The organism is Chromatium okenii (assembly GCF_002958735.1).
GTDB classification, from domain to species: domain Bacteria; phylum Pseudomonadota; class Gammaproteobacteria; order Chromatiales; family Chromatiaceae; genus Chromatium; species Chromatium okenii_A.
Genome location: NZ_PPGH01000038.1, coordinates 1 through 24,152, shown reverse-complemented (window position 1 = coordinate 24,152; position 24,152 = coordinate 1). Strand labels below are relative to the sequence as shown.

Annotated in this window: 26 protein-coding genes; 19 read left to right on the top strand and 7 right to left on the bottom strand. The window is 55.3% G+C overall.

Features of this window, described 5'->3' with window-relative positions; translation table 11 throughout:
• Positions 1–73: 73 nt before the first annotated feature.
• From CXB77_RS17120 to CXB77_RS17065, 13 genes are all read left to right on the top strand, one after another.
• On the top strand, positions 74–448 hold the full coding sequence (locus CXB77_RS17120) for an ATP synthase subunit I (RefSeq protein WP_105074834.1): 375 nt from the start codon (positions 74–76) through the stop codon (positions 446–448).
• 10 nt (positions 449–458) lie between these two features.
• Positions 459–1,328 carry a F0F1 ATP synthase subunit A gene (gene atpB / locus CXB77_RS17115; RefSeq protein ID WP_105074833.1) on the top strand — a complete coding sequence of 290 codons (870 nt, stop codon included), beginning with the start codon at positions 459–461 and terminating at the stop codon, positions 1,326–1,328.
• Positions 1,329–1,449: 121 nt separating this feature from the next.
• The gene (atpE, locus tag CXB77_RS17110) at positions 1,450–1,701 is read left to right on the top strand and encodes a F0F1 ATP synthase subunit C (RefSeq protein ID WP_105074832.1); all 252 of its coding nucleotides are present in this window, start codon (positions 1,450–1,452) and stop codon (positions 1,699–1,701) included.
• Between the two features lie 82 nt (positions 1,702–1,783).
• The gene (locus tag CXB77_RS17105) at positions 1,784–2,254 is read left to right on the top strand and encodes a F0F1 ATP synthase subunit B (protein WP_105074831.1); all 471 of its coding nucleotides are present in this window, start codon (positions 1,784–1,786) and stop codon (positions 2,252–2,254) included.
• Positions 2,255–2,263: 9 nt separating this feature from the next.
• Complete coding sequence (locus CXB77_RS17100) at positions 2,264–2,803, top strand: F0F1 ATP synthase subunit delta (protein ID WP_105074830.1); 540 nt, start codon at positions 2,264–2,266, stop codon at positions 2,801–2,803.
• Between the two features lie 13 nt (positions 2,804–2,816).
• Positions 2,817–4,358 (top strand): F0F1 ATP synthase subunit alpha, encoded by a 1,542-nt coding sequence (gene atpA, locus CXB77_RS17095; RefSeq protein WP_105074829.1) that lies wholly within the window; start codon positions 2,817–2,819, stop codon positions 4,356–4,358.
• Positions 4,359–4,484: 126 nt separating this feature from the next.
• Entirely contained in the window at positions 4,485–5,351 is an 867-nt protein-coding gene (atpG, locus tag CXB77_RS17090) for a F0F1 ATP synthase subunit gamma (protein ID WP_105074828.1), read from the top strand.
• Between the two features lie 66 nt (positions 5,352–5,417).
• On the top strand, positions 5,418–6,806 hold the full coding sequence (gene atpD / locus CXB77_RS17085; RefSeq protein ID WP_105074827.1) for a F0F1 ATP synthase subunit beta: 1,389 nt from the start codon (positions 5,418–5,420) through the stop codon (positions 6,804–6,806).
• Between the two features lie 12 nt (positions 6,807–6,818).
• Positions 6,819–7,244, top strand: a complete 426-nt coding sequence (locus tag CXB77_RS17080) for a F0F1 ATP synthase subunit epsilon (RefSeq protein ID WP_105074826.1) — start codon at positions 6,819–6,821, stop codon at positions 7,242–7,244.
• A gap of 91 nt (positions 7,245–7,335) precedes the next feature.
• Positions 7,336–7,698, top strand: coding sequence for an FKBP-type peptidyl-prolyl cis-trans isomerase (locus CXB77_RS17075; RefSeq protein ID WP_242445832.1), 363 nt, complete (start codon positions 7,336–7,338; stop codon positions 7,696–7,698).
• On the top strand, positions 7,635–7,832 hold the full coding sequence (locus CXB77_RS22570) for a hypothetical protein (RefSeq protein WP_242445831.1): 198 nt from the start codon (positions 7,635–7,637) through the stop codon (positions 7,830–7,832). Before CXB77_RS17075 ends, CXB77_RS22570 begins: the two co-directional genes overlap by 64 nt.
• Before the next feature lie 17 nt (positions 7,833–7,849).
• Positions 7,850–9,220, top strand: coding sequence for a bifunctional UDP-N-acetylglucosamine diphosphorylase/glucosamine-1-phosphate N-acetyltransferase GlmU (glmU, locus tag CXB77_RS17070; protein ID WP_105074825.1), 1,371 nt, complete (start codon positions 7,850–7,852; stop codon positions 9,218–9,220).
• Positions 9,221–9,632: 412 nt separating this feature from the next.
• Positions 9,633–10,400 (top strand): hypothetical protein, encoded by a 768-nt coding sequence (locus tag CXB77_RS17065; protein WP_146108860.1) that lies wholly within the window; start codon positions 9,633–9,635, stop codon positions 10,398–10,400.
• A gap of 280 nt (positions 10,401–10,680) precedes the next feature.
• Here the strand turns inward: CXB77_RS17065 and CXB77_RS17060 are convergent, their stop codons facing one another.
• The 5 genes from CXB77_RS17060 to cbiE all read right to left on the bottom strand — a co-directional run bounded on the left by CXB77_RS17060 (position 10,681) and on the right by cbiE (position 14,564).
• The gene (locus tag CXB77_RS17060; protein ID WP_347338188.1) at positions 10,681–11,289 is read right to left on the bottom strand and encodes a YggS family pyridoxal phosphate-dependent enzyme; all 609 of its coding nucleotides are present in this window, start codon (positions 11,287–11,289) and stop codon (positions 10,681–10,683) included.
• An 85-nt stretch (positions 11,290–11,374) separates the two neighbouring features.
• Entirely contained in the window at positions 11,375–12,406 is a 1,032-nt protein-coding gene (locus CXB77_RS17055) for a phosphoglycerate mutase (RefSeq protein WP_105074823.1), read from the bottom strand.
• A complete protein-coding gene (locus CXB77_RS22565; RefSeq protein ID WP_242445830.1) occupies positions 12,403–12,981 on the bottom strand; it encodes a trypsin-like peptidase domain-containing protein in 579 nt (192 codons plus the stop codon). The genes CXB77_RS17055 and CXB77_RS22565 overlap by 4 nt, the downstream gene beginning before the upstream one ends.
• The gene (locus CXB77_RS22560; protein ID WP_242445829.1) at positions 12,869–13,327 is read right to left on the bottom strand and encodes a trypsin-like serine protease; all 459 of its coding nucleotides are present in this window, start codon (positions 13,325–13,327) and stop codon (positions 12,869–12,871) included. Before CXB77_RS22560 ends, CXB77_RS22565 begins: the two co-directional genes overlap by 113 nt.
• Positions 13,305–14,564 (bottom strand): precorrin-6y C5,15-methyltransferase (decarboxylating) subunit CbiE, encoded by a 1,260-nt coding sequence (gene cbiE / locus CXB77_RS17045; protein WP_242445828.1) that lies wholly within the window; start codon positions 14,562–14,564, stop codon positions 13,305–13,307. Before cbiE ends, CXB77_RS22560 begins: the two co-directional genes overlap by 23 nt.
• A gap of 114 nt (positions 14,565–14,678) precedes the next feature.
• Here cbiE and CXB77_RS17040 point away from each other — a divergent pair, with 114 nt between their 5' ends.
• The 3 genes from CXB77_RS17040 to cobJ are packed head-to-tail and all read left to right on the top strand — an operon-like array spanning position 14,679 to position 16,835.
• Complete coding sequence (locus CXB77_RS17040) at positions 14,679–15,305, top strand: precorrin-8X methylmutase (protein ID WP_105074822.1); 627 nt, start codon at positions 14,679–14,681, stop codon at positions 15,303–15,305.
• A gap of 7 nt (positions 15,306–15,312) precedes the next feature.
• Entirely contained in the window at positions 15,313–16,044 is a 732-nt protein-coding gene (locus tag CXB77_RS17035) for a precorrin-2 C(20)-methyltransferase (RefSeq protein WP_105074821.1), read from the top strand.
• A complete protein-coding gene (cobJ, locus tag CXB77_RS17030) occupies positions 16,041–16,835 on the top strand; it encodes a precorrin-3B C(17)-methyltransferase (RefSeq protein ID WP_105074820.1) in 795 nt (264 codons plus the stop codon). Before CXB77_RS17035 ends, cobJ begins: the two co-directional genes overlap by 4 nt.
• An 82-nt stretch (positions 16,836–16,917) precedes the next feature.
• On the opposite strand, the gene recQ is transcribed toward cobJ, so the two are convergent.
• Positions 16,918–19,149, bottom strand: coding sequence for a DNA helicase RecQ (recQ, locus tag CXB77_RS17025; protein WP_105074819.1), 2,232 nt, complete (start codon positions 19,147–19,149; stop codon positions 16,918–16,920).
• Between the two features lie 15 nt (positions 19,150–19,164).
• Entirely contained in the window at positions 19,165–21,054 is a 1,890-nt protein-coding gene (gene dxs / locus CXB77_RS17020) for a 1-deoxy-D-xylulose-5-phosphate synthase (protein ID WP_105074818.1), read from the bottom strand.
• Positions 21,055–21,260: 206 nt separating this feature from the next.
• On the opposite strand from dxs, the gene CXB77_RS17015 reads away from it, so the two are divergent.
• From CXB77_RS17015 to CXB77_RS17005, 3 genes are all read left to right on the top strand, one after another.
• A complete protein-coding gene (locus tag CXB77_RS17015) occupies positions 21,261–22,637 on the top strand; it encodes a M16 family metallopeptidase (protein WP_105073480.1) in 1,377 nt (458 codons plus the stop codon).
• Complete coding sequence (locus CXB77_RS17010; RefSeq protein WP_347338187.1) at positions 22,627–23,964, top strand: M16 family metallopeptidase; 1,338 nt, start codon at positions 22,627–22,629, stop codon at positions 23,962–23,964. The genes CXB77_RS17015 and CXB77_RS17010 overlap by 11 nt, the downstream gene beginning before the upstream one ends.
• Positions 23,961–24,152 (top strand): RsmD family RNA methyltransferase (locus CXB77_RS17005; protein ID WP_172452733.1); only part of this gene is annotated, 192 nt, incomplete at its 3' end. The genes CXB77_RS17010 and CXB77_RS17005, both read left to right, overlap by 4 nt.

Sequence of the window (24,152 nt, the reverse complement as noted above, 5' to 3'; positions counted from 1 at the left end):
GTTGACCCTTTATCGGCAACCCCTTATACTGGGCATTCCGTAAATATCGCGCTTGTCCGATTCTTGACAACCCATGCAACAGTCGGGTGTGTTTCAGGCTAAATCACTTCTTCAAAGCCAAATTATTTTTGGTTTTGTGATAAGTGTTATTGCGTTATTTTCAAATCATGCGCTAGCGGTCGCCGTTGGCTCTGGAACCTGTTTTATTGCCAATGCTCTGCTCGCAGTTCTGGTTTTTCAAGATTATCGTGCTCAAGAAATACCGCGTTTAATGCGGCGTTTTTATCAGGGCGAAATCGTTAAAATCGCCGTTATTTTGAGTTTGTTTGCGCTGGCGCGATTGACGTTTGATAATCTTAATATCCCAGTCATGCTGGGCGCTTATTTTGCTACCCAAATCATACCAACCCTGATCGCCGCCCAATTCGGCAGTCGAAACCCGATGTGAGAGATGATTGATGTCTTCTTCCGAAATGCTCACCTCCCAGGGCTATATCCAGCACCATCTTACTAACCTGACGCTTGGTGTTCATCCTGAGCATGGGTTTGGTTTTGCTCATTCCAGTGCAGAAGCAGCGCAGATGGGTTTCTGGGCAATCAATGTCGATACCATGTTTTTTTCAATTCTGCTCGGTGGTATTTTCCTCTGGTTTTTCAAGGGCGTAGCCGAGCGTGTCACTGCTGGAGTTCCCAGTGGTGCACAGAATTTTGTGGAATGGATTGTCGATTTTGTTGAAGAGAATGTGCGTGGTTCATTCAATGCGAAAAATCCAATGGTTGCGCCACTGGCGTTGACTATTTTTGCTTGGGTGTTTTTGATGAACCTAATGGATTTATTGCCAGTTGATTTGATGCCTTATCTATTCAGTCAATTTGCTGCCGTATTCGGCGCTGATCCGCATCACGTCTTCTTAAAAGTTGTGCCAACAACAGACCCAAATGCCACCTTTGGTATGGCGTTGACGGTATTCTTTTTGGTGCTTTTTTACAGTTTTAAGATGAAAGGCGTTGGCGGGTTTTTAGGTGAATTGACGCTTCAGCCATTTGGAAAGTGGGGAATGCCAGCGAATCTTCTACTTGAAGGAATTAGTTTGCTGTCCAAACCGCTCTCACTGGCATTGCGTCTATTCGGAAACATGTACGCTGGCGAAATGATTTTCATCCTGATCGCACTTCTTTATGGTGGCAGCGTTGTTCTTAACGTGACAGGTGGTTTGCTCCAATTTGTCTGGGCTGTGTTCCATATCCTGATCATCACGCTTCAAGCGTTTATCTTCATGGTGTTAACCATTGTTTATCTTGACATGGCACATCAGGAGCATCACTAAATGAATGGCAGTTGTTCGCAATGTTTATTAACACTTGCGAATGACGGTAATTAATTTTAGTGATTCTAGTTTATCGCTTTACCCTTAACTTTTGTCGCAACACCTAACTCTGGGGAATCTTATGGAACTCGAAGTCGCACAAGCATTTGCAGCAGCTATCAAATTTATTGGCGCAGGTCTGATGCTCGGTCTGGGCGCTGTTGGCGCAGGTGTCGGTATTGGCGTTCTCGGTGGTCGTTTTCTGGAAGGCGCGGCGCGTCAGCCAGAACTGATTCCGATGCTGCGCACCCAATTTTTCATCGTCATGGGTCTGGTTGACGCTTTGCCAGTGATCGCTATCGCCATGGGTCTGTACCTCATGTTTGCTGCCTAATCAACGTCCCGCTGCTGCCAGGGGTCGCGGTTTTTCAGCAGTCACCCTGATTCGGTACGAGACATAGGCACGAGGCAACGCTATGAATATCAATTTGACGCTATTTGCCCAGATGATCGCTTTTGCGGTGTTCGTCGGGTTTTGTATGAAATTTGTCTGGCCGCCCATTGTCGGTGCATTGGCAGAGCGGAAAACCAAGATCGCAGAAGGTCTTGCTGCTGCCGAGCGCGGTCATCAAGAAAAGGCTCGCGGTGAACAACATGCCCAAACATTGTTAACCGAAGCGAAGGCAACTGCGGCTGAAATCGTGACGCAAGCGCAGAAACGCGCAACTGAAATCGTTGAAGAAGCGAAGGATGATGCCCGCGCTGAAGGCAGTCGGTTAGTGACCGCAGCACAGGCTGAAATTGAGCGGGAAACCAATCGTGCGCGTGAAGAACTGCGGGAACGGGTGGCGGCACTCGCCATTGCTGCGGCAGAGAAAATTCTGCAAAAAGAGATCGATGTCAGTGCGCACCGGTCGCTCGTCGATACTTTTGCCAAGCAGCTCTAGGGATACCTTATGGCCGGAGACATGACCACCATCGCACGTCCCTATGCCGAAGCGGTATTTGAACGCGCCAAGGAAGTCGGGCAGATCGATCACTGGTCCCAAGCCTTGGAACTTTTGGCGGCAGTGACCACCGACCCACTTTTGGCTGCGCAAATTAGCAATCCGAGTGTTTCGCGTGAACGCACTTGCGGCATCATTCTCGATGTCTGCGGTGCACAGCTTCATAAGGAAGCAGCTAACTTCTTGCGCCTGTTGTCGAAAAATGCGCGTTTAACCGCACTCCCTGAAATTGCGCGTCTGTTTGAAGTCAGTCGCGTTGCCGATCAAGGCGTGCGTCATGTGCAGATTCGCAGTGCCTTTGATGTAAGCGCCGAAGAGCAAGAATCACTGGCTCAGGCGTTGGCGCGACGCTTTGGGGGTCAGGTTGAGCTGACGGTCGAGACCGATAACGCATTGATCGGCGGGATAGAGATTCGCGCCGGCGATCTCGTGATCGACGACTCGGTGCGCGGCAAGATCAAGCAACTGGCTAACGCTTTGCAATTCTGAACTGGATACCGCCATGCAACTGAATCCTTCTGAGATCAGCGATCTCATTAAACAGAAGATCGAGAATTTTGACCTTCAGACCGAAGCCCGGACTGAAGGCACCATCGTCAGCCTGACCGACGGCATCGTCCGTATTCACGGTTTATCTGACGCTAAGTATTATGAAATGTTGGAATTTCCGGGTGACGCCTTTGGTTTGGCGTTGAATCTGGAGCGCGATTCCGTCGGCGCAGTCATCCTCGGTGATTACACCCATCTGACCGAAGGCGATTGGGTGCGCTGCACCGGTCGCGTGTTGGAAGTGCCGGTCGGTGAGGGTTTGCTGGGGCGGGTCGTGGACTCGCTGGGCAATCCGATTGATGGCAAGGGTCCGATCAACGCCGCTGGCACTTCGCCAATTGAAAAGGTGGCGCCCGGCGTTATCGCTCGCCAATCCGTCGATCAACCGGTGCAAACGGGTTTGAAGGCGATTGATGCGATGGTTCCGGTCGGTCGTGGTCAACGCGAGCTGATTATTGGCGACCGTCAAACCGGTAAAACCGCTGTTGCGATTGACGCGATCATCAATCAGAAAGGCACGGGCGTTAAGTGTATTTACGTTGCCATCGGACAAAAGAATTCGTCGATTGCGGCGCTGGTGCGCAAGCTCGAAGAACATGGCGCGATGGCACACACGATTATTGTTGCTGCCGCTGCCGCTGAATCTGCAGCGATGCAGTTCATCGCGCCTTATGTCGGCTGCACGATGGGCGAGTATTTCCGCGACAAAGGCGAAGATGCGCTGATTGTGTATGACGATTTAACCAAACAGGCGTGGGCGTATCGTCAAGTCTCGCTGCTGCTGCGTCGTCCGCCCGGTCGTGAAGCCTATCCCGGTGACGTGTTCTATCTGCATTCGCGCTTGTTGGAACGGGCAGCGCGGGTCAATGCCAACTTTGTTGAAAAAGCCACTGGTGGCAAGGTCACGGGCAAAACCGGTTCATTAACCGCACTGCCGATCATTGAAACTCAAGCTGGTGACGTGTCCGCATTCGTGCCGACCAACGTGATTTCCATCACTGACGGGCAGATTTTCTTGGAAACCGATCTGTTTAACGCCGGCATTCGCCCAGCGATTAACGCCGGTTTGTCGGTCTCGCGGGTTGGTGGCGCGGCGCAAACCAAGATCATCAAGAAACTCGGCGGCGGTATTCGGTTGGCGCTGGCGCAGTACCGTGAATTGGCAGCCTTTTCGCAGTTTGCTTCGGATTTGGATGAAGCCACGCGGAAGCAGTTGCAACGCGGTGAGCGCGTGACCGAGTTGATGAAGCAAACCCAGTATTCGCCGATGGGTGTCGGGCAAATGGCGATTTCGCTGTTTGCAGCCAACGAAGGCTATCTTGACGACGTAGATGTTAAGAAAGTCGTTGATTTTGAACGGGCATTGCAGAGCTACATCAAATCATCACAGGCTGATTTGCTGGCTAAAATTGATGCCACCGGTGATTTCTCCGATGCCATTCAGGCAGCAATGCACACTGCGATCAAGACTTTCAAGGCAAATAACACTTGGTAAGCTCAATCACACCAGTTGCTTGCTTCTTCAGAAGTGGAGCAACTGGTGTGAGGTGTTTTAACGCGCATCAAACCGCCGGGCGTTGCAACGCTAAGTCCAAATACAACAAGGGTTGAAACAAACCATATGGCAGGCGCCAAAGAAATCCGCACCAAGATCGCAAGCATCAAAAGTACCCAAAAGATTACTAAGGCCATGCAAATGGTCGCCGCCTCGAAAATGCGCAAGGCTCAGGATCGGATGTCGGCCTCGCGTCCCTACGCGGAAAAGATGCTGCAAGTGATTAGTCATCTCGCTCACGCAACGCCGGAATATCGCCATTCGTTTATGGCAGTTGAACGCGAACACAAATGCGTGGGCTATATCGTTATTTCGTCAGATCGTGGGCTGTGTGGCGGCTTAAACAGTAATCTGTTTCGCCGTTTAGCGAGTGAAATCAAAGCGCATCAAGCGGCTGGCACTGCGGTAGCGTTCTGCACGATTGGCAGCAAAGCACTGGCTTTTTTCAAGCGTTTTGGTGGGCGAGTGCTGGGACAAGCCACGCATTTGGGTGATAAACCGCACATCGAAGACCTCATCGGTACGGTGAAGGTCATGCTTGACGCTTACGAGTCTAAACAGATTGACGCGATTTATATCGTCAGTAATGAATTCGTTAACACCATGACGCAGCGTCCGGTCATTCGCCAACTGGTACCGATTGCTGGTGAGGAGATGCACGATCCCCTGCCTAATCACTGGGATTACATCTACGAACCAGATGCCCGTTCAGTGTTGGATGCGCTGTTAACCCGTTACATTGAATCGCTGGTTTATCAGGCAGTGGTTGAGAACAGTGCCTGCGAGCAGGCGGCACGAATGGTTGCGATGAAGTCCGCTTCGGACAACGCTGGCAACCTGATTGGCGAGCTTCAACTTGTGTATAACAAGGCGCGTCAAGCCGCTATCACGCAGGAACTTTCCGAAATCGTGAGCGGTGCCGCTGCGGTGTGAGCGCCGCGCTAAACCAGTTCCAGACAGAATCGCAGACGCCACAAGGCAGAAGAGGAAGTAATTATTATGAGTTCCGGTAACGTGGTGGAAATCATCGGCGCCGTCGTGGACGTACAGTTCCCACGCGGTGAGATGCCTAAAATTTATGAAGCCTTAAAAATTGAGTCGATGGGGCTGACGCTGGAAGTGCAGCAGCAGCTCGGCGACGGCGTCGTGCGCACGATTGCGATGGGTTCGACCGACGGAATGCAGCGCGGTCTCGAAGTCATCAAAACCGGTGCGCCAATTCAGGTTCCAGTTGGTCAGGCAACGCTGGGGCGCATCATGGATGTGCTCGGCAACCCAATTGATGAACTCGGTGAAGTGGGCTGCGAAGAACGCTGGTCGATTCATCGCGCTGCGCCGAAGTTGGAAGACCAAGCCGCTTCCACCGAAATTTTAGAAACCGGCATTAAGGTCATCGACCTGATCATGCCGATCGCCAAAGGTGGCAAGGTTGGTCTATTCGGTGGCGCTGGCGTGGGCAAAACCGTCACGCTGATGGAGCTGATTCGCAATATCGCGGCAGAACATTCCGGCTTTTCGGTGTTCGCTGGCGTCGGCGAGCGGACTCGTGAAGGCAACGACTTTTATCACGAGATGAAAGAGTCGAACGTTCTTGACAAGGTTGCGCTGGTGTACGGGCAGATGAACGAGCCACCCGGCAACCGTCTGCGCGTGGCATTGACTGGTCTGACGATGGCGGAATATTTCCGCGACGAAGGACGTGACGTGTTGCTGTTTATCGACAACATTTACCGTTACACGCTGGCCGGAACCGAAGTGTCTGCGCTGCTCGGGCGGATGCCATCTGCTGTGGGTTATCAGCCCACGCTGGCATCGGAAATGGGCGCACTGCAAGAGCGCATCACTTCCACCCGCACCGGTTCGATTACCTCGTTCCAAGCCGTTTATGTGCCAGCGGACGATTTGACCGATCCGTCACCAGCAACAACATTTGCGCATTTGGACGCGACGCTGGTGTTGTCACGGCAAATTGCCGAGCTGGGTATTTATCCGGCAGTTGATCCGCTCGATTCCACCAGCCGGATTCTTGATCCAAACGTGGTTGGCGCAGAGCATTACGACACGGCGCGGGCGGTGCAAGGCACGTTGCAGCGTTACAAAGAGCTGAAAGACATCATCGCCATTCTGGGCATGGATGAGCTTTCCGATGAGGACAAGCTGGCAGTATCACGGGCACGCAAAATTCAGCGTTTCCTGTCGCAGCCGTTCTTTGTGGCAGAAGTGTTCACTGGCGCAGAGGGCAAGTTTGTTCCGGTGAAAGAAACCATCAAGGATTTCAAAGCCATCGTCAACGGCGAATACGATCATCTGCCCGAGCAGGCGTTTTACATGGTCGGTGGTATTGCTGAAGTAGTGGCAAAAGCCGAGAAGATGGCGGCGACCAGCTAAGGGGATTCTCCGATGGCAATGACAGTGCGTGTCGATATCGTCAGTGCTGAGGGTGCGATCCATTCCGGTCCAGCGACAATGGTGTATGCAACCGCCGAAATGGGTGAAGTGGGCATTGCGCCGCGTCACACTGCGTTTATCAGTCGGCTCAAACCGGGTGATGTGCGGGTGGAAAACGAACATGGCGAGCAGGAGCATTTTTATGTTTCTGGCGGCATGTTGGAAGTGCAGCCCAGCGTGGTCACGGTGCTTGCGGATACTGCGATTCGCGCTCGTGATCTCGATGAAGCGGCAGCGTTGGAAACCAAACGTCGCGCCGAAGATACGCTGGCTGGTCAATCTGCAAAGTTTGAATACGCCAGAGCACAAATCGAATTGGCTGAAGCAGTAGCACAGCTTCGCGCCATTGAGAAATTGCGCAAAATGAAAGGACGTTAATTCACCATTTCTATTTGTGATGGTCATTCGTTCTTTAATCAAACGCTCCTTGTCATTCCGACAGGAGCGTTTTTTTTCGCGGAGATGTTGAATGAGTGCAGCAGATCAAACGATTAGCGACGGTAAATTGGTCGCATTGACTTACAGCATCACCGATACCAATGGCGCGGTTTTGGAACAAGCTGATCTTCCCGTCACCTATATTCACGGCGGACACACGGAATTGATCGGCGGCATGGATGCAGCAATTCGGGGCAAACAAGCTGGCGACATCATTGAATTGCAATTAACGCCAGAACACGGTTTTGGTGCGCACGATCCAAACCTAACTTTCACCGACGATCTGGATAATGTCCGCCGGAGTTTCGTTTTATCGGCGCTGAAGTGCAGATGCAAAACGAAGCGGGCGAGGTGCGCACCTTCATCGTCACCGCAATCGCCGACGGCAAATTGACCGTTGACGGCAATCATCCCCTCGCAGGCAAATCACTGGTGGTGCACATTCGCATCCAAGAAGTGCGCGAACCGACACGCAGAATTGACTGCGAATCAAGCGGTTGTCAATTGCCCAGCACCAGTCTTCACTAATTTTGAGAGCAATTTCGATGACATTAGGCGTCGTGATTTTGGCTGCCGGACTCGGCAAACGCATGTGCTCCAAACTGCCGAAAGTGCTCCATCCGCTCGCGGGCAAACCGTTGTTGGCGCATGTTCTCGACGCTACCAACAGCCTCGCTGCCGAGCGTTGCGTCGTGGTGTTTGGACACGGCGGCGCTCAGGTGCAAACAGCGTTGGCGGGTTATGACTGCGTGTGGGTGGAGCAGGCGCAGCAGCAAGGCACGGGTCATGCCGTGATGCAAGCAATGCCCGCGTTGGCGGATGTCGATCGGGTGCTGGTGCTGTACGGCGATGTTCCGCTGATTACTCCGGCGACGCTGCGGCGCTTGATCACGGTCAGCGCCAACACTGCGCTGGGAGTGTTGACGGCGGAACTCTGCAATCCGACCGGTTACGGGCGCATTGTCCGCAACCACGCTGGGCGGGTGCTGCGCATCGTCGAACAGCGCGATGCAACCTTAGCGGAGCAGGAAATCTCCGAAGTAAACACTGGGTTTCTCGTGGCAGATCGGGCGCAACTGGCGGATTGGCTGGCGCGGATCAAAAACGATAACGCGCAAAGCGAATTCTATTTAACCGACGTGATTGCGCTGGCAGCGCAGGATGGCGTGGTGATTGCGAGCGCCCAACCCAGCAGTTTGGCGGAAGTGACCGGTGTCAATGATCGTGTGCAACTGGCTGAATTAGAGCGCGTTTATCAGCATGACGCAGCGGAAAATTTGATGCGTTCCGGCGTGAGTTTGGCTGATCCAGCGCGTTTCGATTTGCGCGGCACTCTTCACGCGGACAGCGATGTCAGCCTTGACATCAACGTCATCATCGAAGGTGAAGTACGGCTGGCAACTGGTGTGCGCGTCGGTCCGAATTGCGTCCTGAAAAATTGCAGCATCGGCGCGAACACCGAGATTTTCGCCAATTGCGTGATCGAAGGCGCGGAAGTGGGCGCGAATGCGCGGATCGGACCGTTTGCGCGGCTGCGTCCGGCCGCCCAGCTCGCCGATGACACGCACGTCGGCAATTTCGTTGAAATCAAAAAAACCACGCTGGGACGCGGCAGCAAAGCCAATCATTTGAGTTATTTGGGCGATGCGGAAATTGGCGCGGGCGTTAATATCGGTGCAGGAACAATCACTTGCAATTATGACGGTGTAAATAAATCGTTGACGCAAATCGGCGATGCAGCGTTTATCGGCTCCAATACGGCGCTAGTGGCTCCGGTCAAAGTGGGCGCTGGCGCGACGATTGGCGCGGGTTCGGTCATCAGCCGCGACGCGCCAGCGCAACAACTCACGTTGACCCGCAGCCGCCAAACCACCATTCCCAGTTGGCAGCGTCCGCAGAAAAAACCCGTGAAATAATGTGTCAAAGACGGCTTTAACTCTATCAAAAAGTAAGTGTATAGATGTCGAGATTGTGGACGGCATTTTGTATTAAATTCAAGCAAAAGTGTGATCTCTGACGAAAAGAAAGCGGATGAACAAATCACATTGAGCGATTGAATTGTACGCTCCGGCAACGCCATTTATATGCACTGCTAGTTACACAAACGAGGCTTTTGTATGGCTTGCGAAACGACATCTAAAACTAAAGATGTTTCTGACAATTGCGCTATAACCCTTAAAAACAAAGAATTTGACGCCATCTATAGATGCAAGTACAATGTATTTTCATCAATTTTGACAGATTTATAGGTTGGCTTTTATCTCAGATTTGAGGTCGAAGTCTCGTTATAATCTCCCAAAATATCACTCATCAAAAATGGACAACTCAATGACTATCTTTAATTACATTTCTATTACGCAAGGGGGTTGCGGAATAATTTCCCCAGATCAATATTCAACGAAAGGCTTTTATACAGATGGCGTTGAGAGTTGTGCTGCCATTGTTTACAAATGCAAAAATGGGGCTGCATTTTGCCATGACTCTGGACAAATGCGTGAATCTGAATTAATAGCCATTATTGACCAGTTGGGACCTGTTAGGGAAATATTAATAGCTAATGGAACACAAACGAATGCAGCGTTATTTGATTCCAGAATTAAAATTCTATCAAAGAAACTAAGTTTCTTAAAAAGCCCAAGAATTTTCTCTCATCCATCTCCAAGTTTTTCCGTTAAATACTCAGTTAAACAAGGGTTTCAAAAAATATCTACTCAATCGAACGAGCAAATAGTAAAATCGCCTTACGAAATAAAGAGAGACGCTATCAATAAATTGACGGACTTATTTGCAAGACCACGCGCCCAAGATGTCCGTGTAGACATTCAGTACACGCAGAACGAATTTACTGATGTGCCAGAGATAGACCCTCCAGTTGCACGTATATTGCAATTAATTGAAGAGCAGGCACAGTTTTTCTTTCTAAATATAAAGGCATTAAAACAATATTCAACTATTGCAGAGCTAAAATTACCGATAGCATTGATTGATTTTTTTGAACGCCACACTGTTGATCAATTACCAGATTTTTTGAACACTCAAGATTTCGATAAACAAACAAAACTTCATTCCGAGTACATTGGATTAAATATACGATAATTATAACTATCCGTTGCACCTGACGCCGTCAAAAGTTCCGCGCTTCGCGCGGCTCTTTTGCCGGCGCATGTGAACTTTACGTTAGACATCAAAACGGGGGCAATCGTGATGAATAAAGTTAGCGAGGTAGAGCCGGTTAGCGATAGCGTAACCCGCCACTTATAAAGTGATGTATTTATGATTCAGGTAATGCCCTGATTGGCAGGATAAATTTTCACTAACAATTTGTAATTGTAAGATAAAAATCCATTTAACCCTATTGATCGGGGCACTACCCAAATCAACTGCATTGCGCCCGCGTTCCAAAAATCGCCGTCCCGATGCGCACCATCGTCGCTCCTTCCAGAATTGCTGCTTCCAAATCATCCGACATGCCCATCGACAAACACTCCAACGGACAGTCCGGCGTTGCAAATTGGTCGCGCAAACTCCGCAGCGCCGCAAACGGTTGACGCTGCGCCAGTTCATCCGTCGCTGCTGCCGGTAACGCCATCAATCCCCGCACCCGCAACCGAGGCTGCGCCGCGCACACCGCCAGCAATTCCGGCAGCATCGCCGGTTCCACGCCAGCTTTGCTTGACTCGCCGCTCACATTCACCTGTAAACACACATTTAATGGTGGCAATTCCGGCGGACGTTGATCGTTGAGGCGCCGCGCGTGAGCGGGATCGCTCAACCCATGCACCCACGCAAAATGCGCCGCAATCTGCCGCGTTTTATTCGCCTGAATCCGCCCGATAAAATGCCATTCCAGCGCAAAATCAAGCAATTGCGCCTGTTTATCGACCGCCTCCTGCACATAACTTTCGCCAAAAATGCGTTGACCGCACCCAGACACGGCGCGAATCGCCTCGGCAGACTGCTGTTTGCTGACCGCAATCAGCGCCACTGCATCCGCTGGGCGTTGCGCTCGCGCACAGGCGGCGCAATTCGCGCCTGCACCTGCTGCAAATTTGCAGCAAAATCATCAGCTTTCATGTGAATTCCTCAAAAAATCCGCGTCGTTGCCAAAATTTCCACCGCAGGGCGTGACCACGAATAACCTGTAACTGATTGTTTTGACACGCATCAATCAGCACCTGCGCCAGCGCCCCGCTGCGGAGTTGCGCTGCCGTTGCTGCGAGATCGACATCCAGCGCCAGCAGCGCCGTTGTCCACGCCGTTAAATCCTGCGCCAGCAGCGCCGTTTGCAATGTTTCGTAATAAATCAAAGCGTTATCAAGCGGCGCACGCTCGCGCCACTGCGCCAGCGTCAAATACTCGCGTCCGGTGTGCCGCGCCAGCCCGCGCAGTAGCGGATGTTCGCCAACGAACACTGCTGGAACCTCAACGCCAGTCGGCACGGCTGGCAACGCGCCGCCGCCCCACGTCCATATTCCGCTGATGACAGGACGGCGCAGGCGCTCGCGGGCGTGATTGACGGCGCTGTTAAAAAACAGCATCTGCACTTCATTTAACAGGCTGTGCCAGTGCCGCGCTCCAGCGCCGCACACCAGCGTTGTCTCCAGCGCCATGCCCTGAATCTGCGCCAGCGGCGGCATCTGCACCTCAGTCGGCTGGGCAACGCGCAAATACCAACGCTGCGGCGTCGGCGCGATCAGTTGCAGTCCGTCGTTGGCAAAATGCGCATTAAACAGCGTCACCAGCGCGTCGGCTTCGGCGCGATCTGGCGCAATCGCTGCGCCCGCAAAACACAGCAAACGCTCCCGATCTGCGCGTAAATGCACCGGATCGGCGTGAAACCAGTAGCCCGTCGCATCCATCACGCCATCTTCGCCGAGTACCGACAGCTCGGCAGTCGGCAGCGTCTGCTCCGCTGGTGCGAACATGCCGCAGTGCGCGAGCACAACTGCCAGCGGATCGTCATGTTGCAGCGGTGCTGGCGCGGCGATCCGCGTTGCGCGTCCAATCAAGCGATCAAGCGCGGGAACGACCGGGCGCGGTTGTGGCAACAGCGGCAGCGGACCCAATAATCCGGGGCAAATCAGCGTGAGCGATGGAGTCATGGCGTGAACTTCCGAAAAAAAGCGCGGCAGTGTGCGCCAGAATTGTCGCCTGCTGGCGCGTCTAAACCGTTGAGATTCACTGACATATTGGAACGCGCTGCGTCGAGGCGACTGAGACCGTAAACCGTGCCGTTGACGCCAACCACACGCCCGCGTCGCAATACTGGTCCACCGGAATCGCCGGGACTCAGCGACGGTTCGCCAGCGCGTAACAGTCCGCCGTAGGTATAAAAGTTAATCGGATCAACGCGAATCACGTCGGTGGTGCCCCAGTGCCGTTGACCAAACGGCGCAGTTTTACGGATTTGCGCGAAGTGTTTGATGCTGTCGTAGCCGTAACCGACCAGTTGCACCTTGTCGCCAGCCGCGAGCGGTGTGCAATCGACTGGCGCAACCGGAATCAGCGGCGTCGGTTCGCGGACGACCACGACGGCAAGATCGGGAAATCGCGCCGTGAAATGATTATCCGCTTCCAACACGCGAATGCGCCGCGCCAAATCCTCGCCGCTGTAACGTTGCTGATACGCGGCGATGCGCTGGGTTTTGTACGCAAAAAAGCGTTGCAGCCCGGTCAAGTAGCCGGAATGCAATTGAGCGCGTTTCAATTGTTAATTTAATGAAATCGTTGCGGGTTTTTGGTGCTGGCGCAGCACTGATGAACAGCGTTTGATCGGCGACAAACGCAGCATCAATGGTTCCGGTGCGCGTGCTGGCGACGCAATGCGCGGCAGTGAGAAACACGTTCTGGCTGATTTTCGTGGCGGAACAATGCAGCGCCTGATCGTCGCGCATCATCGCAATCACTGCGCCGAATCCGTCTGGCGTATCGGCTTGACCGCCGAGCAGCGCCCAGCTCGGCGCTGTCCACAGCAGCGCCAACACTGCCCACATTTGCAAATTAATTGCTGATTGATAACGCATTTTTTCGCACCGTGTACAGCGTGATGGGCATCGCAGTGCGCCAGCCGTCAAAACGTCCCAACGGCGCAGCCTGTGCGACCGAAAGCCGCGTCAATTCGCCGCCGAACTGCGCCCGTAAACCGACTAACGCTGCTTCACTTTGCAGCGTCACCGCGTTGGCAACCAACACGCCGTCTGGTTTTAACGCTGCCCAACAGATTTCAAACACGCCCGCCACGGTCAACCCGCCGCCGATAAACACTGCATCTGGCGCTTCCAATCCGGCGAGTGCCTCCGGCGCATGACCGGCGACAATCTGCAATTCCGGCACGCCCAGCGTTCGGCAATTTTCCGCCAGCAGCGCGAGCCGTGCGGCGTTGGCTTCAATCGCAATCGCTCGGCAGCCGTTATCCGCCCGCATCCATTCAATGCCAATCGAACCGCAACCCGCGCCGACATCCCACAGCAATTGCCCGCGTTGTGGTGTCAGCCGAGCGAGCGTCAGAGCGCGAACATCGCGTTTGGTCAATTGCCCATCGTGCTGATAAGCGGCATCCGGCAATCCGCCGCGCCGTGATAACTGCATCGCGCCAGCAACAGCGACACATTCCACCGCGATGAGATTGAGCGCCGCGCCGGGCGGATGCGCCCAATTTGCGGCGATGCCCTCCACGCGCCGCTCGGCAGCGCCACCAATCCGCTCAAACACGGTTAAGCGACTTGCGCCATAACCCCGCGCCGTCACCAGCGCCGCGAGCTGCTCCGGCGTGTGTTCATCAGCGGCGAGCACCAGCAATTGCGCTCCGTTGGCGAGATGTAGCGTCACATTGTCGAGCGGTCGCCCGTGCGCCGCGATCACCCGCACATTTTGCAGCGCCCAGCCCAGCCGCGCTGCTGCGAGTGACATCGCCGACGGCGCAGGCAGAATGCGCAATTCAGCCGCTGGCAACTGCGCAACCAAGGTGCTGCCGATGCCAAACCACAGCGGATCGCCGCTCGCCAACACCGTCACCGGAGTGCCGCGATAGGTCAGTAATTGCGCGACTGCTTGATGAAACGGACTGCACCACGGAATGCGCTGTTGCGCGGCTGGCGCGGGGAAATCAGCGGCAAGCAGCGCCAAATGTCGCTCGCCGCCGAACAGAATGCGGGCGCGGGTAATCGCCGTTTGTGCCTCAGCGCCGAGCGCGTTCAAGCCGCTTTCGCCAATGCCGACGATGGTCAACCAAGGAGTAATCGGGAGTTGTGCTGTCGTCATCATGTCAATTCTTTCAATGCGTTATGTTGGCGTGTCATTTTCGCCGGTGTTCTAACGTATACTTTAACGCGATTATTCAAGCGACCCGCGCTGCCCTTCACCTGAGATTTTTCCATGATCGAATACAACCGCGATGCTCACGACATCTATCGCCAATCATTCGCCATTATTCGCGCCGAAACTCGGCTCGATCATCTGCCCGCTGACCTCGAAGCAGTGGCGGTGCGCATCGTTCACTCGTGCGGAATGCCGGATATTGTTGAAGATTTGCTGTTTTCACCCGACGCTGGCGCGGCCGGGCGCGAGGCTCTGACCGCTGGTGCGCTGCTGCTGTGCGACAGTCAAATGGTTGCCCAGGGCATCACCCGCGCACGGATGCCAGCGAATAATCCGATTCTGTGCACCTTGAACGAACCAACCGTGCCGGAATTGGCAAAACAGCTCGGCAATACCCGCACGGCTGCCGCGTTGGAACTGTGGCGACCGCATCTCGCTGGCGCAATTGTAGTGATTGGCAACGCGCCGACCGCGCTGTTTCGCTTGCTGGAAATGCTCGACGCTGGCGCAGCGAAACCGGCACTGATTCTCGGTTTTCCAGTGGGTTTCGTCGGCGCAGCGGAATCGAAAGCGGCGCTGGCTGCCGACAGTCGCGGCGTTCCATTTATTACGGTGCGCGGTCGGCGCGGCGGCAGCGCGATGGCGGTGGCTGCGGTGAACGCATTTGGACGGGAACATTCCTAAAAACGTTATGGAAACAGGGTGTTTATACGGCTTGGGCGTCGGCCCGGGCGATCCAGAACTCATCACGGTCAAGGCGCTGCGTTATCTCCGCGCTGCGCCAGTGGTGGCGTATTACGCGGGCAAGGGCAAAACCGGCAACGCGTTGACGACGGTACAGAATTACTTGCGTCCCGAGCAGATTCAAGTGCCGCTGCGTTATCCCGTGACCGGTCAGAAACCGCCGCCGCCGTTCGATTACGAGGGCGCAATGCGCGAGTTTTACGACGAGGCAGCGGTGACGGTCGCGGCGCATCTTGACGCTGGGCGCGATGTCGCCGTGTTGTGCGAGGGCGACCCGTTTTTTTACGGTTCTTTCATGTACTTATACGACCGTCTCGCGGAGCGCTTTACGACGGAAGTCGTGCCCGGCGTGTGTTCGGTGACCGCCAGCGCCGCAGTGTTGCGCACTCCGCTGGTGTATCGAGATCAACGGTTGCAAGTGTTGGCGGGAACCTTGCCGGAGGAAACGCTGCGGGCGCGACTGGCGGAGGTTGAGGCAGCAGCGATTATGAAATTGGGCAGCAATTTCGAGAAAGTGCGGCGAGTGATCGTCGCGCTCGGTTTGGCGGAGCGGGCGCGATATGTCGAACGCGCCACGATGGACGGCGAGCGCGTGCTGCCGTTGACCGAGATTGATCCTGAAAATGTGCCTTATTTTTCAATGATTTTGATTCCCGGCGAGCGGTGGCAAGGCGTATGAGCAGGTTGAGCGATCCACTGCCGGATGCTGCGCCAGCAGGACGATTAGCCGTTGTCGGAATTGGTCCGGGCGCAGCGGAATGGCTGGCTCCGGCAGCACGCGAGGAATTGGCGCTGGCACAAGACATCGTGGGTTATACGACCTACGTCGAACTGGCCGGCCCGTTTCGCGCCGAGCAGCGGGTGCTCGATTCAGATAACCGCTGCGAAATGGAGCGGGCGCGGCTGGCATTTGAACTAGCCGCGCAGGGTCGGCGCGTTGCCGTGGTGTCGTCGGGTGATCCGGGGATTTTTGCGATGGCGGCTGCCGTGATGGAAGCGTTGGAGCAGTCGCATGATCCCAATTGGCACGCGGTGGAATTGGTGATTTTGCCGGGGATTTCGGCGGCGCAATTGGCGGCAGCGCGAGTCGGTGCGCCGTTGGGTCACGATTTCTGCGTGTTATCGCTGTCGAACAATCTCAAACCGTGGGCGCAGATTGCGCGGCGGTTGGAACATGCAGCGCAAGCCGATTTAGTGATTGCGTTGTATAACCCGCGTTCGGTGGCACGTCCGCAGCAATTCGCCCAAGCACTTGATTTATTGCGCATTCATCGTGCGCCGACGACGCCGGTGGTGCTGGGGCGAGATGTTGGGCGACCGGATGAATTGGTGCGCGTGACCACGCTGGGCGAGGTGGTGCCCGAACAGGTCGATATGCGCACGGTGGTGATTATTGGCTCCTCGCAAACGCGGCTATTTCCGCGTCTGACTGGTGGGAATTGGGTGTACACGCCGCGCTGGTATCCGTGAGAAATCCCCCCAACCCCCCTTTTACTAAGGGGGGAGGAAGAGAAGCCCCCCTTTGAAAAAGGAACCATCCAGAAGCCCCCCTTTAGCAAAGGGGGGTTGGGGGGATTTTCATTCCCGCCCGCACACACTGCAGCAACCCGTAACTGTAACGTCCTTCAAATAAATCAAACACTTGCTTTGATCCCGCCAGCGCATCGTCCGGCAATTGCGCAAACGCGAATTCAATGCGCTGCCGCGTTTCCGCATCCACCGTCACTACATCCTCCAGCGCCAGCTTTCCCGCTTCAATACACCGCGCCAAATGACCGTAAATCGTTGAATGTACGAAATTGCGTTTTTCAGCAATCTGCTCCGGCGTCAATCCTTGCCGAAACAACACCAGCGTCGTTTGCGCGGTCTCGCTCAATTCACCCCGCGCCCGTGCAATTCGCGGCGCAGTGGAACGCGGCGGCGGCAACGGCAGCGTCACTGACGGACGTCCGTGTTGTGCTTCATGCGCTGCGAGCACTTCCAGAAATTCTGCGCCAAATCGCGCCAGCTTCATTTGCCCGACACCGCTGATGCGCCCGAATTCCTCCGCATCACGCGGACGATAAATCACCATATCAAACAGCGTGGTATCGGGAAAAATCACATAAGCCGCGACGTTTTGCGCCTGCGCCAACTGCAACCGCCGTGCTCGCAGTGCTGCCAATAATGCGGCTGCTTCGGGATTATTCGGTGCGGCGTTTTTTGCCGCAGCAGCGCGAGTCGCTCGGGTGGTTTTGCGTTCGGGATCGCGGCGCAGGCGAATCGACTGCTCGCCGCGCAACAGCGGACGACTCTGCTCGGTCAGCCGCAACGCGCCATGTCCTTCTAAATCCACGGCAATCCAGCCCGCTGTGACCAGTTGCCGGTAAATCGACCGCCACTGCCCGACCGTCATCGGTTGCCCGTCTACCACTTTGCCGATGCCAAAAGTGCTCACGCGGTCGTGACCAAATTGGCGAATGCGGTCGGAATCCGTGCCGAGCAGCACGTCGGCGAGATAGCCAGCGCCGAATCGCTGCCCAGTGCGATAAATGCACGACAACGCCATCTGCGCTGCGGTCGTGCCGTCCCAAGTGGCGACTGGCTCCAAACAGGTGTCGCAATTGCCGCACGGCGTCGGCAGCGTTTCGCCAAAATAATTGAGCAGCACTTGGCGACGACATTCGCTGGTTTCACAAAAACCCAGCATTCCGTCGAGTTTGCGCAGTTCTAACCGCTTGAACTGTTCATCTGCATCTGAGCCTTCGATCATGCGCCGCAGCATCACGACATCGCCGAGACCGTAAGCCAGCCACGCATTCGCAGGTTGTCCGTCGCGTCCGGCGCGACCGGTTTCCTGATAATAGGCTTCGAGACTTTTCGGCAAATCGAGATGCGCGACAAAGCGCACGTCGGGCTTATCAATGCCCATGCCGAACGCGATGGTGGCGACCATGATGACGCCGTCTTCGCGCAGAAACCGCAGTTGATGACGACGGCGCGTGTCGGCATCCAAACCGGCGTGATACGGCAGCGCGATCACGCCTTTCTGGGTGAGAAACTGTGCTGTTTCCTCGACCCGTCGCCGCGATAAACAGTAAACAATTCCGGCATCTTCGTGATGCTCGCGGCGCAGAAAACTCAGCAATTGCTGGCGCGCATTGGCTTTTTGGACGATGCGATAACGGATGTTCGGACGGTCAAAACTGGAAACAAAATGCTGCGCCTGTTCGAGTTGCAGGCGAGTGATGATTTCGTTGCGGGTTGGCGTGTCGGCAGTGGCGGTGAGGGCGAGACGCGGCACTTGCGGCCAGCGGGTGTGCAGCAAATCAAGTTGAATATATTCGGGGCGAAAATCGTGCCCCCATTTCGAGACGCAGTGCGCTTCATCAATGGCAAATAGCGCCAGCGGAATGCGATCAAGCAGCGTTTGAAACCGCTCGGTGAGCAGCCGTTCTGGCGCGATATACAGCAAATCCAATGATCCAGCGATGAGCTGGCGCTCCACTTGTCGCGCCTGCTCCAAACTGAGCGATGAATTCAGAAATGCTGCTCGCACCCCAAATTGCCGCAGCGCGTCCACCTGATCCTGCATCAGCGCAATCAGCGGCGAAATCACGATCGCCGTGCCCGGACGCAGCAGCGCCGGGATTTGATAACACAGCGATTTACCGCCACCCGTCGGCATCAGCACCAACGCATCGCCGCCGCTGATGACCAGATCAATAATTTCCGCCTGAGCGCCGCGAAACCGCTCGAAACCAAATACCCGATTCAGGACGCGCAGCGGAGAGTCGTCGTGCATTGCCAAGCCGTCCAGTTATTGCGCCAGCGCTGCCTGAACGCTGGCGATAATTCCATCGCGGTTGAGACCCACGCTGGCGAGCTGGGCTGCGTGTTCGGCGTGTTCGATGTAAAAATCCGGTAAACCCAGATGAATACAGCGCACCAGCACACCGTGTGCGGCGAGCAGCTCGGAAACGCCGCTGCCTGCGCCGCCGGCAATGGCGTTTTCCTCCAGTGTCACCAGCAACTCGTGACGCGCTGCAACATCCAGAATCAGTTCTTGATCAAGCGGTTTCACAAACCGCATGTTGGCAACGGTGGCATCCAGCGTTTCGCCTGCTGCCAGCGCCGCTGGAACCAAACTGCCAAACGCCAGCAGCGCGACGCGCTGCCCGTTGCGGATGATCTCGCCGCGCCCAATCGGTAACGCTGGCGCGTGAGGATCAATATCGACGCCGGGTCCGCCGCCACGCGGATAACGCACCATCGCTGGACCTTCGTATTCAAATGCGGTTTTCAGCATTTGCCGACATTCGTTTTCGTCGGCGGGCGCGAGAATGATGAGATTGGGAATCGGGCGACTGAAACTGAGATCGAAACTGCCGGCGTGAGTTGCGCCGTCGGGACCGACCAAACCGCCGCGATCGACGGCAAAAGTCACGTCCAGATTTTGCAGGCAGACATCGTGAATTAGCTGGTCGTAAGCGCGTTGCAGAAAACTCGAATAAATGGCGACGACTGGTTTTAAACCCTCACACGCCATGCCTGCGGCGAGTGTGACTGCGTGTTGTTCGGCAATGCCGACATCGAAAAACCGGCTCGGAAACCGTTTGGCAAACAGCGTCAATCCAGAGCCTTCACACATCGCCGGAGTAATCGCCATCAAACGCGGATCACGCGCCGCTGCGTCGCACAGCCAACTGCCGAAAATTTGGGTGTAACTCGGTCCGCTGCTGCTGCCTTTGCGCAGTTCGCCGGTGTCGCGGTTAAAGGGTGTGACGCCGTGATAAATGGTCGGTTGACCTTCGGCGAATTTATAGCCGCGTCCTTTTTGGGTGACGACATGCAGCAGCCGTTGTCCGGTCATGCCTTTGAGGTTACGCAGCGTGGCGACGACCGAATCAAGATCGTGACCGTCAATCGGGCCGATGTAGTTGAAACCCAATTCTTCAAACAGGGTGCTGGGCATCAGCATGCCTTTCATGTGCTCTTCCCAGCGCCCGACCAGATGCCGCAACTGCGGTAAACCGGCCAACGCGGTTTTACTGCCCTCGCGCACGGTGTTGTAGAGCTTGCCCGACAGCAGACGCGCCAAATGGTCGCTGATTGCGCCGACCGGTGGCGAAATCGACATTTCGTTGTCGTTGAGAATGACAATCAAATCAACGTCCATCGAACCCGCGTGGTTGAGCGCCTCAAACGCCATGCCTGCACCGAGTGCGCCGTCGCCAATCACGGCAATCACAGTGCGCCGTTCGCCGCGCTGCTTGGCCGCCAGCGCCATGCCGAGTGCAGCGCCGATGGATGTGCTGGAATGACCCACGCCAAAACAGTCATATTCACTTTCACTGCGTTTCGGAAAACCCGACGGCCCGCCTTGCTGCCGCAGTTGCAGCATCTGCTCGCGGCGACCAGTCAGGATTTTGTGCGGATAGGCCTGATGACCGACATCCCACACCAGCCGGTCGTGCGGCGTGTCGAAGACGTAATGCAAACCAATTGTCAGCTCCACCACGCCTAATCCTGCTGCGAGATGGCCGCCAGTTTGCGAGACGCATTCGATGAGGAAACTGCGCAGTTCATGGGCAATGTCAGACAGTTGACTCTGCGGCAATGCCCGCAAATCTGCGGGTGAGTCGATGGAGTCGAGAAGGGAACGGCGGCGCGAGGCGACACCAGAATCGCTGAGGGTACGGTGTGGCATGATTGAAAATGTCTATTTTTTGACAGGTTCGGTAGTTTAGACGAATCGTTACTTGGTTGTTGTTGAGAAAAAGCAATCAATTAAATCAAGCATTTGCACTATTAAGCGGCGAAAACAAGCGCCGCTGTTTGGCGATCGAGGTTGGGGGGCAGTGGCTTCGCCTATAGTTAATGCACTTCTTATCAACTTCCACCTTGGATTTTATGATGCTGCGACGTTTTTTGTTTGTGCCGTTATTGTTGCCGCTGATCGCACTTGCTGCGCCAGCGCCCGTAGTTGAACGAACGTTAGATAATGGCTTGAAAATTTTGGTGAAACCCGATCACCGAGCACCAATTTTAACCTCGCAAATCTGGTATCGCATCGGCGCCAGTTATGAACACAGCGGCATCACCGGCATTTCTCACCTGCTGGAACACATGATGTTTCAAGGTACTGAACGGTTCGCGCCCAACGAATTCTCGCGCATCGTGGCGGAAAACGGCGGTTCAGAAAATGCGTTCACTGGCGACGATTACACCGCTTATTTTGAGAATCTCGCCAGCGACCGACTAGCCATTGCCTTTGAATTAGAAGCAGATCGAATGCGGCATCTCAGGCTCGGTCAAACCGAATTCGCCAAAGAATTGGAAGTCGTCAAAGAAGAGCGGCGAATGCGCACCGAAGACGATCCGCAAGCCCTGACCTCCGAGCGGTTTGGCGCAATCGCTTATGACGTGTCGCCTTATCGCAATCCGGTGATTGGTTGGCCCGGCGATTTGGAGCAGTTGCAGGCCGCTGATCTGCGCGAGTGGTATCGGCTGTGGTATGCGCCCAACAACGCGACATTGGTAGTTGTGGGTGATGTCGATCCAGAACAGGTGTTTGCGCTGGCAACGCAGTATTTTGGCCCGCTCCAAGCCGAAACCATCACGCCTCCGAAATTGCCGATTGAACCGGAGCAACGCGGCGAAAAACGCTTGATTGTCAAAGCGCCAGCGAAAGAACCTTATGTGTTAATGGGTTATAAAACGCCGGTGGTCGCCGATGCAGCGGAAGCGTGGGAACCCTACGCACTGGAAATGCTGGCGTCGATTCTCGACGGTGGCAACAGCGCCCGGTTTGCGCGGGAATTGGTGCGCGGCAGTCAAGTCGCTGCTTCCGCCAGCGCCAGCTACAGCGCCTTTCAACGGCTCGCCGGACTGTTTTTATTTGATGCAGTGCCCAGCAAAAACCACAGCATCGCCGAGGTGGAGCAAGCAATTCGCGCCCAAATTGCTCGCGTCCAAACCGAGCTGGTGAGCACCGAGGAGCTGGCACGAGTGCGTACGCAAGTCATCGCCGCCAAAGTGTTCCAACAGGACATGCTGTTTTATCAAGCGATGGAGCTGGGAATGCTGGCGACCATCGGTCTCGATTGGCGACTGGCCGACAGTTATGTGGACAATTTGGCTGCCGTCACGTCCGCGCAGGTGCAAGCAGTGGCGCAGAAATATCTCATCGCAGACCATCTCACCGTTGCCGTGCTTGATCCGCAACCGCTGGCTGCCGATCAACCCGCGCCCGCTGCGCCAGAACTCGGAGACCTCTCTCATGCGCGTTAATCGCTTCTTTTCTTTACCGTTAATGGGTTTATTGGCGCTGCTCGCCAGCGTGTCAACTGCCCACGCCATGCCCAATATCCAAACATGGCAAACGCCCAACGGGGCGCGAGTGCTGTTCGTCGCTGCGCCGGAAATTCCGATGCTGGATGTCAAAGTGGTGTTTGACGCTGGCAGCGCCCGCGATGGCAAATTATCGGGCTTGGCGTCGATGACTGCCGCGCTGCTGGCGCAAGGTGCGGGCGAATGGAATGCCGACGCGCTGGCCGAGCGGTTGGAGCAGATTGGCGCGTCGCTCAGTTCCAGCACTGACCAAGACACGACTGAATGGTCATTGCGGACGTTGACCCAGCAGCCAGCGATGGATACGGCACTGGAAACGCTGACGACCGTGTTAACCGCGCCGACTTTTCCGTCCGCAGATTTGGAGCGCGTCCGCCAAAATCGTCTGATTGCGCTGCGTCAAGCCGAAGAATCGCCGGAACAAGTCGCAGCATTGGCGTTGTCGCCCGCGATCTTCGGCGATCATCCGTATGCCACTGATCCACAAGGCACTGCGGTAACGGTCACGGCGTTGACCCGCGAGGAGTTGCAGGCATTTCATGCCCATTTTTATCAGGCGAAAAACGCGCTGATTGCGATTGTGGGTGCAGTAGATCGCGCGGGCGCAGAAGCAATTGCCACGCGCATCACGGCCGGATTGCCCACTGGTGAACGTGCGCCCGCGCTGCCGCCAGTCGCCGAGTTGACCGCGAGCAGTGTCAAGGCGATTCCGTTCACCGCAACCCAAACGACGGTGCTGGTCGGTCAACCCGGAATGCGGCGCGGCGATCCCGATTATTTTCCGCTGTATGTCGGCAATCACATTCTCGGCGGCAGCGGGCTGGTGTCGATTTTGATGGACGAGATTCGTGAAAAACGCGGGATGTCGTATAGCGTGTCGAGTGCATTTGTGCCGCTGGCGCAGCTCGGCGGTTTTACGCTGGGCTTGCAAACGAAAAATTCCCAAGCCAATCAAGCGCAAACAGTGTTGCTGGACACGTTGCGGCGGTTTATCGAAACCGGTCCGACCGAAGCGCAATTAACGGCAGCGAAGAAAAATATCACCGGCGGTTTTCCGCTCAAAATTGCCAGCAACAGCAGCATTGTCAGTTATTTAGCGATGATCGGTTTTTTACGGATTGCCGCTCGATCATTTGGAACGGTTCACAGCGCGGGTGGAAGCCGTGACGGTCGAACAAATCCGCGATGCGTTTGCGCGGCGCATTCATCCCGACCGGCTGGCGATTGTCACCGTTGGCGGCAGCGCGTCAGAAGCAGCGACACATGACGCAGGCAAATAATCAATTGCGGATTATCGGCGGCCAATTTCGCGGTCGCCGATTGCCGTTTGTCGAGCAGCCGGGGCTGCGTCCGACGCCGGATCGGGTGCGCGAAACGCTGTTTAACTGGCTGGCGCCGGTGATTTGCGGGGCGCGATGTTTAGATGCGTTTGCCGGCAGCGGGGCGCTAGGATTT

Bases quoted from the DNA above. Each gene is read 5' to 3' on its own strand.
- CXB77_RS17120 (WP_105074834.1), top strand. From the start codon at position 74: ATGCAACAGTCGGGTGTGTTTCAGGCTAAATCACTTCTTCAAAGCCAA.
- atpB (WP_105074833.1), top strand. From the start codon at position 459: ATGTCTTCTTCCGAAATGCTCACCTCCCAGGGCTATATCCAGCACCAT.
- atpE (WP_105074832.1), top strand. From the start codon at position 1,450: ATGGAACTCGAAGTCGCACAAGCATTTGCAGCAGCTATCAAATTTATT.
- CXB77_RS17105 (WP_105074831.1), top strand. From the start codon at position 1,784: ATGAATATCAATTTGACGCTATTTGCCCAGATGATCGCTTTTGCGGTG.
- CXB77_RS17100 (WP_105074830.1), top strand. From the start codon at position 2,264: ATGGCCGGAGACATGACCACCATCGCACGTCCCTATGCCGAAGCGGTA.
- atpA (WP_105074829.1), top strand. From the start codon at position 2,817: ATGCAACTGAATCCTTCTGAGATCAGCGATCTCATTAAACAGAAGATC.
- atpG (WP_105074828.1), top strand. From the start codon at position 4,485: ATGGCAGGCGCCAAAGAAATCCGCACCAAGATCGCAAGCATCAAAAGT.
- atpD (WP_105074827.1), top strand. From the start codon at position 5,418: ATGAGTTCCGGTAACGTGGTGGAAATCATCGGCGCCGTCGTGGACGTA.
- CXB77_RS17080 (WP_105074826.1), top strand. From the start codon at position 6,819: ATGGCAATGACAGTGCGTGTCGATATCGTCAGTGCTGAGGGTGCGATC.
- CXB77_RS17075 (WP_242445832.1), top strand. From the start codon at position 7,336: ATGAGTGCAGCAGATCAAACGATTAGCGACGGTAAATTGGTCGCATTG.
- CXB77_RS22570 (WP_242445831.1), top strand. From the start codon at position 7,635: ATGCAAAACGAAGCGGGCGAGGTGCGCACCTTCATCGTCACCGCAATC.
- glmU (WP_105074825.1), top strand. From the start codon at position 7,850: ATGACATTAGGCGTCGTGATTTTGGCTGCCGGACTCGGCAAACGCATG.
- CXB77_RS17065 (WP_146108860.1), top strand. From the start codon at position 9,633: ATGACTATCTTTAATTACATTTCTATTACGCAAGGGGGTTGCGGAATA.
- CXB77_RS17055 (WP_105074823.1), bottom strand. From the start codon at position 12,406: ATGACTCCATCGCTCACGCTGATTTGCCCCGGATTATTGGGTCCGCTG.
- CXB77_RS22560 (WP_242445829.1), bottom strand. From the start codon at position 13,327: ATGCGTTATCAATCAGCAATTAATTTGCAAATGTGGGCAGTGTTGGCG.
- cbiE (WP_242445828.1), bottom strand. From the start codon at position 14,564: ATGACGACAGCACAACTCCCGATTACTCCTTGGTTGACCATCGTCGGC.
- CXB77_RS17040 (WP_105074822.1), top strand. From the start codon at position 14,679: ATGATCGAATACAACCGCGATGCTCACGACATCTATCGCCAATCATTC.
- CXB77_RS17035 (WP_105074821.1), top strand. From the start codon at position 15,313: ATGGAAACAGGGTGTTTATACGGCTTGGGCGTCGGCCCGGGCGATCCA.
- cobJ (WP_105074820.1), top strand. From the start codon at position 16,041: ATGAGCAGGTTGAGCGATCCACTGCCGGATGCTGCGCCAGCAGGACGA.
- recQ (WP_105074819.1), bottom strand. From the start codon at position 19,149: ATGCACGACGACTCTCCGCTGCGCGTCCTGAATCGGGTATTTGGTTTC.
- dxs (WP_105074818.1), bottom strand. From the start codon at position 21,054: ATGCCACACCGTACCCTCAGCGATTCTGGTGTCGCCTCGCGCCGCCGT.
- CXB77_RS17015 (WP_105073480.1), top strand. From the start codon at position 21,261: ATGCTGCGACGTTTTTTGTTTGTGCCGTTATTGTTGCCGCTGATCGCA.
- CXB77_RS17010 (WP_347338187.1), top strand. From the start codon at position 22,627: ATGCGCGTTAATCGCTTCTTTTCTTTACCGTTAATGGGTTTATTGGCG.